The sequence below is a fragment of the Nostoc sp. genome, assembly GCF_036917155.1.
Classification (GTDB): domain Bacteria; phylum Cyanobacteriota; class Cyanobacteriia; order Cyanobacteriales; family Nostocaceae; genus Nostoc.
Genome location: NZ_JBALDZ010000184.1, coordinates 1 through 11641 on the forward strand (window position 1 = coordinate 1; position 11641 = coordinate 11641).

The following is an 11641-nucleotide window of genomic DNA, read 5'->3' on the forward strand; positions in this document are numbered from 1 at the left end:
CTAACTCCTAACTCCTAACTCCTAACTCCTAACTCCTAACTCCTAACTCCTAACTCCTAACTCCTAACTCCTAACTCCTAACTCCTAACTCTTAACTCCTAACTCTTAACTCCTAACTAATTTACGGTAAACCCCAATATTGAGCGCGTTGCTGGAGCCAACCTTGTTCTAAGTAACGAGCGATCGCTTGATTCACGTTTCGTCTGAACTCATCATATTGCAATCCCTTGGGCATTACTACAGACAAGGGTTCTGTTGATAGCTTGGTTGGTAGTAGTCGATATTGGGGATATTGTTGCACCCAACCGCTGAGAATGCTAGCATCTGCGGCAAAGGCAGTAGCAGCATTATTTTCTATTCTCTCTCGCGCTTCTTCATAAGAATTAACTCCTACTAACTCGGCGCTTGGCACATAGTACCGCACTTGAGCAATAGTACTAGAGTTGTTGAGTACGGCTATTTTTTGCTTTGCCAAATCACTCAACTTCTGCACAGAGGTATTTTTTGTAACTAATACAGTGCCATCAAAATAATAGGGAACACTGAAACTAACTATGCGGCTGCGTGATTCGGTTGCTGTGACTCTAGCGATCGCAAAATCAACTTTCTTGTCTAAGACTACAGACAGGCGATCGCGATTCGCTACAGGTTGAAATTTGACACTATCGGCTTTACCAACCAAGTCAATTGCCAAACGCTTTGCTAAGTCAATTTCTAAGCCTTGCAAATTCCCGTTACCATCTTTAAATCCCAAGGGACGCAAGTTATCTTTAACGGCAACATTTAGATAGCCTCGCTGCTGAATTTCTGACATTTCGGCAGCAGATGCAGTTAATCCCGTCCCCACTATGGAAAAGCAAAAAATCAAAAAAATAGTGGCGGATAATACCAGATGTAACCGAGTAATTACTTGCCATCTGCTACATCTGTTATACATCCCTTGCCACCTTTATCCTTTAGCTTGAAGTGCTAATTCCGCAACTTTGCCGAAGCTAGCTGGATCGAGGACTGCTAATTGAGCCAACATTTTGCGATTGAGTTGGATATCAGCTTTTTTCAAGTTACCGATCAACTGGCTGTAACTCAAGCCGTGTTGCCTGGAAGCAGCGTTGATCCGGGTGATCCAGAGGCGACGAAAATCGCGCTTTTTCTTTTTGCGATCGCGGTAGGCACTCCGTAGCGCCTTCATCACTTGTTGGTTGGCGGTTCTAAACAGAGTTGAATGGGAACCACGAAAACCTTTAGCTAGTTTGAGAATTTTATTGCGGCGCTTCCGAGCTACATTACCGCGTTTTACCCGAGTCATAACTTATTTCCTAAAATACTTACAAATATGGGAGCATCAAGCGCACGTTGAGTTCATCGCGTTCATGTACAAGCGCACTTTGACGCATACCACGCTTTTTGTCAGAACTTTTATGCTCTAGAAGGTGGCTTTTGAACGCTTTACGACGGACGATTTTGCCGGTACCGGTGGCACGGAATCGCTTTGCCGCAGCTTTACGAGTCTTTAGTTTAGGCATGGTCTAGCTTTGATTCGACACGATCCATTATTATATACTATGAAAATTGCTATAACTGCAATTAAATAAAGGATTTAACCAACGACGATCGCTGTAGATCAAATTAAGTATGGAATTTGACCTATTGGCAAACTTTATTAGCCATAGCTCCGCTCCCAACGAAGACCGCTTTTCCACACTCTGAACCATTCTTAAAAATTTTTATTTCTACTGTGCCTTGGTTAATCGTAGCTCCCGATGCTGAAACCAAGGTATTTTGGGGAGCGGAAAAACTTATTTTATAAATATACGTTACCCAGAACCCTTGTAGAGACGTAGCACTGCTACGTCTCTACATTCTTTTTCGGAGATGTCTTTTGGTTATCACTGCGGATTCCATTCAATTTTTTAAGCTTGTTTGGTCATTGCCGCTAAATTCACCACACATTCAGGAAACTGGCGTTTTAATGCCGGAAACACCGGACAAGGCGCTTGTTCTTGTAAATTGTCCGGTTTACTCCAAGTAAAGGGGGCTTTCTGTGCCGCAGACATCCACAACAGAAGTTTGGCTCGTGTCATGGCAACATAAAGTAAACGATACTCTTCCGATGTTTTCAAATTTTTTGCCACCTCCCATGCCTGGCTAACATCCGGTATGACAGATTCTTCATGGAGAGTAGCGCGAATTTGGGCGCGGGCTACTTCTGATAAGGTAAAGTCACCCAAGAATTGGCTTTGGGGAGGAACCCAAAATCTACCAGGAATCAAGTTTTCGTGGAGAAAGGGAAGAAATACATAGTCCCAATCTAGCCCTTTAGCTTTGTGCATAGTGATAATCGTCAGTTGGCCGCGACGGGTGTAACGTTCTTCTGAATCCTCGGTTTCCACTGGTTCAAACCGTTCAGAACTGACGATTTCACTTAAAGCTGACAGCATTCCCCCCATTGAACTATTGCCAGCTATTTGCTGGTTAACCCGTTCTGCGAGTTTGTCAGCAGTTGCCAATTCTGCCTGATCGTAATTTAAGGTCAAGGCGAGGAAGGAAATTAGCTGGTAGAGGGGCAATTCCAAACGAGCGCGGAGTAAACTACGACATAAGCGTGCAGCTTTTTGTACCGTTTCTGACTGGGTTGCTGCTAGGGGACTAGGATACAAAAACTCTTCTGGAAGACTAGCAAGGGCGTTGAGGTCTTGGGTAGGAATTAATTGGCGCTGTACTAATGCTTCTAGGGCAGCTTTGAGGTAATCGGGGGAGTGGGGGCGATCGCAAAATTGCAATAATGCCAAAATTTCTTGGGGAACATGGGAACGGCGATCGCGTTCGCCGACATCGTAAAGTGTAATATTATGCTCTTTACATACAGATGTCAGAGCCTCTGTTAACCATCTTCCTTGACGATTTTCTCGGACTAAAACTGCTGCACTATTTTCTGTTGGATCTTCGCCAAATAACTCAATTACCCTTTGAGATAACAATTTAACGGTGTGATGAATATCATCGGGTGTATAAAGTTCCAGTCCCCGCCCTACTGCTGCGGGGTTGGCGTTAGTTTGTGGATCGCCAGCTTCCACAGGGCGAATTGTCTGCAAGCGAAATGGTACTTGTCGGTTATCAGGAGTTTGTTGTTTGTTGTTGGTTACTGCTAACCACTGATTATTGATCCATTTGAGGGCAAAGTTAGCGGCTTCAATGATAATTCTAGTACTGCGACCAGCTTGATCCATTGTTGCCAATCGCTTGATGCGATCGCACTCTTCGCAAAATTGCCGAAAATAAATCGGATCGGCTGGAGTAAAGGTAGAGTTAATCGCCTGGTTAGGATCGCCAACTCGTACCAAGTTGAGTGGGGAGTTAGGAGTTAGGAGTGAGGAGTTAGGAGTTAGGAGTGAGGAGTTAGGAGTTAGGAGTGAGGAGTTAGGAGTTAGGAGTGAGGAGTTAGGAGTTAGGAGTGAGGAGTTAGGAGTTAGGAGTGAAGAATTATCTCCCTCATCTCCCTCATCTCCCCCATCACTTGCCAAAATTTCTAACAACTGCGTCTGAAGAGGGCTAGAATCTTGGGCTTCATCTTCAAAGACGGCGAATACTTGATTTTGCTCAACGCGACGGGCACTGTCATTTTCTAAAACGCGCAGTGCGGCTAAAATCATATCGTCGTAATCAATGAAATCACGCGATCGCATTAAGTTTTGATATTGTTCGTACAATCCCGCCGCTACACTCAAAATTCCATATTCGTCTGTGGTTTGGTTACTCCACTCTCGTAACAATTCTGGCGATATCCCAGAACTTTTTGCTTCATGAATTACCGTATTTGCTAATTCTGGTAATACTTCTGTTCGCAGCACCGATTGACGACGCAACCTTTCTGTCTCTTCTCCGTCAAATTGATGACCTTCTAATAACCGCAAATATCGGTCTGGATTATTTGCAATCCATTGTTCTACAGCAGTTCTGATAAAGCGGTGACTTTGGGTTGGTGTAATTAATGTGACATTTTCTAACTGCAAACCTGACAAATTAGAATGGCGGTTGGCAATGTTCAACGCTAGACCATGCAAGGTATAGACAAAGAAGCCCGTCTGGGGTAGAGACAATTTCTTTAAATCTTTGCGGATCTTAGCTTTAATATTGGCAGCAGCAGAGCGAGTAAAAGTAACAACTACCAGCTGACGGCGAGAAGATGAACGCTCATATTGACGGGCGATCGCGATCGCCGCTGCCGCTGCCATACCAGTAGATTTGCCTGCACCTGGAACGGCAGAAATCGCCAAAGGCCCAGATTGCCAGTCAGCCATTTGCTGTTGTCCTGGGCGTAGACTGTTGCGGATTGCGAGAATTTTCTCCTGTAAAGAAGGAACAGGCGATCGCTCAGACAATTCTGAGTAGAGTAATTCTTGAACTACAGGAATAGTAAATTTAGAGTCGGACATATAAAATTTTAGATTTTAGATTTTGGATTTAATTCCAAAACTGCATGGCATATTATGATTTAAACGGATTCACAATCTCTATAGCGGTTCCCACTCAAATGCGATACAAAATCATATCGCAAGGTGTAGGGGCAATTCATGTAGACGCGAACGTGAGTGCGTCTCCAAGCTTTCTGCTGGACAGGAAGCCCACACTGTACCGTCAGGTCAGTGTGGGTAGTTCACCTTACTAACTAATAACTCCCAATACAAATTCACCTTCATTCACAGCTTGATTAGTTGCGACATCATAAACTAATCCATCTTGTTGAGCGCAAACATCAATTACAGTAGGTAACTTCCCTTCTTTATTAAAACTGAGAATTTGATACAGCTTTTCTCCAGCTTTAATTCTACTACCTAATTCAATTCTAGATTGAATCATCCCACCTGCGATTGCATAATATTTTTTCCGGTTGCGGCTGGATACAAAAGTCATCTCATGGTTTTTCGTATCATTCGATGAATTAGAAATTTGCAGTACACCTTTTTGCGCTAAATAATTTTTTACACCCTGCACTCCTTTAGCAACTGAATCAGAGTTCATTTGCATTCCTGTTCCCAATTCTAATGTCCAAGCTTCCACATCAAACTTGATTTCTCTACCAAAGCTTTTAAAACAAGCTTCCAATGCTAACCAAGGTTTGATAAAAGCTTCATCAAAAGCATCACCATCATATTTATCAAGTAAAATTCCGAAATCAAGCAGGAAGTATTTTGCACTATCTTCTCGATTTCGGAAGTAATAAAGGTAGTCTAAAGCGTGATTGGTAGAACTATGTAAATCAATTAAGTAGTCTGCATCTAAACTGAGATTTTGTAGTTTGTAGCTAAAAAACTCAGTGTAAGGAACAGAATTAGGAGAATTAATTTTTTCTAAAATTTTTGCGAATTGTTGCTTAATTATAGTTAGATAATTTTGTCGAACGACCTCTAGATCGATATGAAGTTGAGATTTAGTAAAAGCTACTAAATCATCAGCTTCTTTTTCGTAGTCCCAAAATATGCGATTCCAGTCCTTAGCTTCGTAAATACAGTAACGTCCAGGGGAAAAATGATGAGCGCGCTCATTCGTCCCCATTGGATTACAAACGGGAACTAGCCAAATTTCTCCAGTTAAATCTGTATCATTTATTGTTAATAAAAACTCAATTAGTTGGTGAATAACAGCATTACCAGCAATTTCTGCACCGTGTAGATTAGATTGGATGTAAACTTTTTTACCAGGTTTAGCGCCAACGAACTTGTAAACTTGGAGAAACAGGCGATCGCCCGAAGCCATTTGACGTAATACAATTTTTTCAATAACTGGCAGCATGAAACAACCCAGTGATGATTTGAGTAAATTATCGCTTTATTTGCACCGAATTAAAAGCCACCCCAACCAAAATCTTGTACAGTTGAAAATGACTTTTAGACTAGCTCTTTGACGTTTTGCCGTTCACTTACCAAGCCCCTTCGGGGCGGGAACAGGGAACTCTTAACAGGGAACAGAAAAAAAATTAGCCCCGAATACAGGGTTTAAAGCCCCTAAATTTATTTATGAAAAGAGATAAAAATATTTGAAACGAGATGGCGTCAGCCACGATGTTTCAATGTGTCCTTGTACAAATCCCCTGATTTTAATTATGGGGATTTCCCTGTTGCCTGTTGCCCGTTCCCTGTTCCCTTTTAAGGTTGATTCACTAAAGATGGCTACATACAACCATCCTGCTAAAATAGCTCCCAAGATCGGAGCTATCCAGAACAGCCAGACTTGCGAAAAAAGTTCTACACCTGCAAATAGAGCAACTCCCGTACTACGGGCGGGATTAACTGAGGTATTGGTTACAGGAATGCTAATCAGGTGAATTAAGGTGAGTCCAAAACCAATTGCTAGTGGTGCAAATCCTTAACCAGAAGGTATGGGAGTCTAAAATTGAATTTATTCGTCAATCTGCCAGGAATCTTTAGTTAATTCTTCATCCAGAATTTTCTTAGGACGAACGATGATGATAATTTGTCCTAGTAGAGGAACTTCTGGCTCAGTTTCAAACCATTGAAAATCTAATTCACCACCATTTTCAACAACAAAGTAGCTAGAGGCATCCCATTGTCGTTGGGCACGATCTATTACTACTACGACTGGCCCTGTTTGGTTTTGGGTTTGGATGGGGAAGCGATCGCTATTCGCTAAAATTACTACTGGATCTTCTGCCGCCAATAGCACTTGCCAACCTGGTAAGGGTACCCAAGCTTGTTCTCCAGAAAACTTAACCATCCGAAATGGTTCAATTTCTGTCATTATGGGCACTGCTTGCAAGTCTTGCCTTGACAATGGCAACTCGCCTACCACGGGCAAGATTCGGGGTAATTGTTCTTCAAATTCCAAACGGTAAAAGGGTAAAATTGGCGCTGGACGCTGAGGAACGGTAGTAAAATCAGTCAGTAGTTGTTCGATTTTTTGCCTTGCACCTGGCGTGTGAGCAAAGCGTAACCCTTTGGCAATTAGGCGCGATCGCTGTTGTAAATCTGCATTTTGGCGTGCTAGTTTCCAAACTTGGTGAGCAACGGCATCCCCAGGATGGGCAGAAAAGCCTTCTGGTAAAGTGCGGTAATAGGAAAACTCTTTCAGGGCTTTTGCTATTTCCCGTGCCTCATCAGCATCAACGTTGTGGACGAAGATCAGTTCGGCGGCGGCGGCGCGTTCTTCTTGGGTAAGTAAACGCAGTTCGTATAAAACATCACTCCCGCGTGTGGTGTAGTGCGATCGCGTTGCTTCCGATACTCCAAACTTTTCCAAAGAATTGTAAACTTGAGAACCAACAACCACCTGATTTTGTTGAATTGGCTCAAATCCAGTCGCCTCAAAAATGTCTTGGGGATTGTAACCGGCTTTTAGTAACGAGGCGATCGCTGTTCCCCATTCCACCCAGTTACCTTGTTTTTGCCTCAGCCTTCGCAGTAACTCTTGTGCTACATCGTTATTAGCATTGTCTTCGGGATTCTGAGCGTTGGGTGGTAGATCAGTCATAATCAGAGTGCGAGCTTCAACTTGAGAGGTTAATTAACACCTCATGAGCAAGTCTTATTCTAATCTATGAACTACCCAGACCTACTGTCTTGAGTTGATCTGTGGAAACTTATCTTCGAGGCAGGGGGCAGGGGTTGGAATTTATATATTGCTTTTATTGCTTTCAACCTCATCTAATTCCAAGCCAGCCTACGTGTGAAGCTACGCACAGAGGCTACTGCTTTGCTATAGCGGTTCCCATTCAGATGCGGTACAACATTATATCGTGAGGTGTAGGGGCACGGCACTAGATCCAATACTGCTCGGGGAAGCAGGGGAAGCAAAACTCAACGCCAGCCTCCATTTCTCCCCCGGCTATTGAACAGCTTGCCTCAACCAAGAAATTCCAAAACCTACGCAGTATTGGCACTAGATCGGGAAACGCTATAAGGCAATACAGTTCAGAATGAGCAACAAAACACTTGTAGAGACGGCGATTTATCGCGTCTCGAAAACCCAAAATTCTTGCCAGTAGCTCTTAACTGAACCATATTGCGCTATAAGGAGGTTTTTAACCTACCTCATCCACAATGAAAACAGCCAGTTAAGCTGATTTAGTTGATTCTTACTTTACGATTTTTTCTAATTCGGATATGTGGGCAAGTAAATTTCCCCTGTAGCGCTCACTCTTGTGATTTTAAAATATGCAAAATAACTCCGTATAAACCCTTGGCAATTTTCGGCTATTCTCAACTAAACTTGGTATGGAATATAACAAGAGAGTGAATATTTAAAGGAAATATCTTATGAATAATCCCAGTCTCGAAATTGATAAAGTCCAGTATCAAGTTATGACTCTCGAACGACCAAAAAAGCTGAAAATCTTAGTAGTTGACGATGAGCCAGATAATCTTGATCTACTTTATCGCACATTTCGACGCGACTTTAACGTTCTCAAAGCTGATAGTGGAGTAAACGCCCTACAAGTTTTGGCCGCAGAAGGCGAGGTAGCGGTGATTATCTCCGATCAACGAATGCCAGAAATGAAAGGAACTGAGTTTCTCAGCAAGACTGTACCTCAGTTTCCCGATACGGTAAGAATAATTCTCACCGGATTTACTGATATTGAAGACTTGGTAGAAGCCATTAATGCGGGGCAAGTCTACAAATATATTACCAAGCCTTGGGACCCAGGGGAACTGAAGGCAGTGGTGCAAAGAGCAGCAGAAACCTACGACTTGCTCAAGCAACGCACAGAAGAATTACGCCGCGCTCATGCTCAAATGGCGCTGCTGAGTGTTTTGGTACAGGTAACTCAAGCAGCTTCTAGCTTAGAGGAAACTCTTGCTCCAATTGCTAGGGCTGTGAGTGAGACTTTTGGGGCAGAAGGCTGTATTCTACAACTTACAGATGGAAATACTCTGGTTACGACTCAAGGAAGTTACAGCGATACAGGTACAATAGAAAATTGGTTATCTCAAGACCCACTCACAAAGGAAGCGATCGCCACCAGGCAAATGCAAGTTTCCTTAAATATACTGAAAGACACTAAATTAGTTGATGCTATTCACTACCAAAATACAGGTGTGCAAGCACATTTAGTGATTCCCATTAGCTACCGTAATGAACTTCTGGGCGTATTGTCACTACAGTGGAAACAACCCTGCACTTTGCGAGAAGATGAATTAACTCTAATTAATTTATCAGCGCAACTAGTGGCGATCGCTCTGACTAGTAGTCATTAGTCATTAGTCATTAGTCAACAACCAATGCCCAATACTTCTCTACGAGAGGGTGCGCCAACGAAACGCTACGCGTAGCTTACCCGGAGGGGTACGACGCTCAGTACAAGCGCCCCATGCCCTATGCCCTATGCCCAATATTAAATGAGTAACGAAATTCAGTCCATTTTTAACCGTATTGCTCCAGTTTATGACCAATTGAACGATTGGTTGAGTCTGGGGCAGCATCGAATCTGGAAGGAAATGGCAGTAAAATGGAGTGCAGCTAAACCGGGAGATACTGCATTAGATTTGTGTTGCGGTAGTGGTGATTTAGCCTTACGTTTGGCGCGGCGCGTGGGAGCAACAGGAAAGGTATACGGAGTAGATTTTTCCCCAAACCTACTCGAAAATGCTAAAGAACGCTCCCAAAAGCAGTACCCCCAACCTGCGATCGCCTGGATAGAAGCTGATGTCCTCAATTTACCCTTTGATGACAACCAATTTGATACCGCAACAATGGGCTATGGTTTAAGAAATGTTAAAGATATTTCCCGCAGTCTCCAAGAGTTATACCGTGTTTTGAAGCCAGGAGCTAAAGCCGCAATTTTAGACTTTCATCGACCAAGTAATCTTCAACTACGTACCTTTCAGCAGTGGTATCTAGACGGTTTCGTGGTGCCAGTTGCCACTTATTTGGGCTTAAAAGAAGAATATGCTTACATCAGTCCCAGCCTAGACCGCTTTCCCATTGGCAAAGAGCAAATAGAGTTAGCTCGTCAAGTTGGTTTTGGTATTGCCACACACTACCCCATTGCGAACGGTATGATGGGAGTGTTAGTGCTTAGTAAGTTAGGAGTTATTAGTTAAAAGTTATGAATTATGAGTAGTGATAAATTCTCATTTAAAATTTATCATTCCTAACTCTTAACTCTTAACTCCTAACTCCTAACTCCTAACTCCTAACACTAAGCTCTAACCTCCTAACTTTTTTAATTCTTCCCTTGGACTGGTCTCATCTTTGGCTTTATGTGTCTCCCCCGGTACTGGGTGGAATTATTGGCTATTTCACAAATGATATAGCCATAAAAATGTTGTTCCGTCCTTACCGAGCAATTTACATTGCTGGACGAAGAGTACCCTTCACCCCTGGATTGATCCCCCGCAACCAGGAACGTCTGGCTAAGAACATTTCCAATACAATCATGGGGTCACTGTTGACACCAGAAGAATTACAAAATCTGGCGCGGCGTTTGTTGCAAACAGAACGCGTGCAAGCTGCAATTCTTTGGTTATTGCAGCTGGCGATTGAACAAATCAAAACAGATAAAAACCAGAAAAGTGCCAAAATTGTCGCGGGAATTTTGCGGGATTTACTAGGGGAATCTTTGCCACGATTACTCAAGGTTTTGGCGCGACGGGAAGATTTTTTGGAAGCGCAAATCAATCAAATTTTTGACCAGATATTGCTGGAATTTCAACTAAGTGAAGAACAAGCTACGCGGCTGGCTGACTGGTTATTACAAGTAGTTTTACCGCCAGATATGCTACGCCAAGCGATAATTGATTTTTTGACCGATCGCACGATTCAAATTATCGATGAAGGCTTCCGCGAAAAAACCAGTGGGACTTATTGGGTAGTAGCAAATTTATTTGGCTTACGTAATACTCTCACACGGCTACGGACTTTTTGCTTAGATGAAAAAGAGGCTACCAATACTCGCTTGCAGGAATTGATTCAAGATTTGCAAATACGCGATCGCATTCGGAAATTACTGCAAAATTTATCATTACAAAACTTGCCAATGGGGACGGTGCGCCAACTCCGAAAGACCACTCGCGAAAGTGTCCGCCATTACCTGCAAAATAGTGGTAGCGATTTTTTACAAGGATTAACTGATTCTGTTGATTGGGAAAATATTGCTGTAGTGCTGCTGAATCGCCTTAGTACTTCACCAGTTGTCAGTACTTCTTTAGAAGTGATGAGTCAAGAATTGGCTCTAATTTTAGATAAGTATTTGGAAAAAGATTTAGAAGCAATTGTGACCCAGGTAATTCCAATTTTGTCGATAGATGAAGTAATAATTGACCGTGTGAAATCAACTTCACCGGCTGATTTAGAAGCTGCAATTGAGGGAATTGTGAAAAATGAATTGCAGGCGATTGTGACTTTAGGTGGTGTTTTGGGTTTTGTTGTGGGTTTATTCCAGACAGTGTTTTTATTGTTGGTTCAACAGTAGTATGGTTAGTTTTTAATGAATTTTTGGTCACTTTTCTTGATTGCTTATATCTTCGACTAAAAGCTCTTGAATTAAATCTAGGGCTTTATTTAGCTTTATTTCTTTGGAAGAAGCCTCTTGAATGAACTACCTCTAGCTGGCTTCGCCTGAGCTAGAGGTTTCTACATCCTCTAACCTGTTTTTAGGAAAGTTGCTTTGAGATTTCTGACGCTTCTT

9 protein-coding genes and 1 pseudogene are annotated in these 11641 nt (G+C 42.6%); 3 read left to right on the forward strand and 7 right to left on the reverse strand.

Annotated features, from left to right (window positions below; all coding sequences use genetic code 11):
• Positions 1-121: 121 nt before the first annotated feature.
• The 7 genes and pseudogenes from V7K67_RS24170 to V7K67_RS24200 form a co-directional block, all read right to left on the reverse strand.
• Positions 122-937: a transporter substrate-binding domain-containing protein gene (locus V7K67_RS24170; RefSeq protein ID WP_334729906.1), complete on the reverse strand. Its 816-nt coding sequence runs from the start codon at positions 935-937 to the stop codon at positions 122-124.
• A 12-nt stretch (positions 938-949) separates the two neighbouring features.
• Entirely contained in the window at positions 950-1306 is a 357-nt protein-coding gene (gene rplT, locus V7K67_RS24175; RefSeq protein WP_289795542.1) for a 50S ribosomal protein L20, read from the reverse strand.
• Between the two features lie 19 nt (positions 1307-1325).
• Positions 1326-1523 carry a 50S ribosomal protein L35 gene (gene rpmI / locus V7K67_RS24180; RefSeq protein ID WP_069069782.1) on the reverse strand — a complete coding sequence of 66 codons (198 nt, stop codon included), beginning with the start codon at positions 1521-1523 and terminating at the stop codon, positions 1326-1328.
• A gap of 387 nt (positions 1524-1910) precedes the next feature.
• The gene (locus V7K67_RS24185; protein WP_335168733.1) at positions 1911-4433 is read right to left on the reverse strand and encodes an ATP-dependent helicase; all 2523 of its coding nucleotides are present in this window, start codon (positions 4431-4433) and stop codon (positions 1911-1913) included.
• A gap of 229 nt (positions 4434-4662) precedes the next feature.
• Positions 4663-5790 (reverse strand): succinylglutamate desuccinylase/aspartoacylase family protein, encoded by a 1128-nt coding sequence (locus V7K67_RS24190; RefSeq protein ID WP_334729904.1) that lies wholly within the window; start codon positions 5788-5790, stop codon positions 4663-4665.
• A gap of 357 nt (positions 5791-6147) precedes the next feature.
• Positions 6148-6363 (reverse strand): annotated as a pseudogene (locus tag V7K67_RS24195) (aquaporin); the annotation flags it as partial.
• A gap of 33 nt (positions 6364-6396) precedes the next feature.
• Positions 6397-7485, reverse strand: a complete 1089-nt coding sequence (locus tag V7K67_RS24200; RefSeq protein ID WP_334729903.1) for a RuBisCO accumulation factor 1 — start codon at positions 7483-7485, stop codon at positions 6397-6399.
• 785 nt (positions 7486-8270) lie between these two features.
• Between V7K67_RS24200 and V7K67_RS24205 the strand changes: the two genes are divergently transcribed.
• The 3 genes from V7K67_RS24205 to V7K67_RS24215 all read left to right on the forward strand — a co-directional run bounded on the left by V7K67_RS24205 (position 8271) and on the right by V7K67_RS24215 (position 11425).
• Positions 8271-9209 carry a response regulator gene (locus tag V7K67_RS24205; protein ID WP_334729902.1) on the forward strand — a complete coding sequence of 313 codons (939 nt, stop codon included), beginning with the start codon at positions 8271-8273 and terminating at the stop codon, positions 9207-9209.
• Positions 9210-9350: 141 nt separating this feature from the next.
• Positions 9351-10055 (forward strand): bifunctional demethylmenaquinone methyltransferase/2-methoxy-6-polyprenyl-1,4-benzoquinol methylase UbiE, encoded by a 705-nt coding sequence (gene ubiE / locus V7K67_RS24210; RefSeq protein WP_334729901.1) that lies wholly within the window; start codon positions 9351-9353, stop codon positions 10053-10055.
• 134 nt (positions 10056-10189) lie between these two features.
• Positions 10190-11425 (forward strand): DUF445 domain-containing protein, encoded by a 1236-nt coding sequence (locus V7K67_RS24215; RefSeq protein WP_335168736.1) that lies wholly within the window; start codon positions 10190-10192, stop codon positions 11423-11425.
• Positions 11426-11641: the final 216 nt, after the last annotated feature.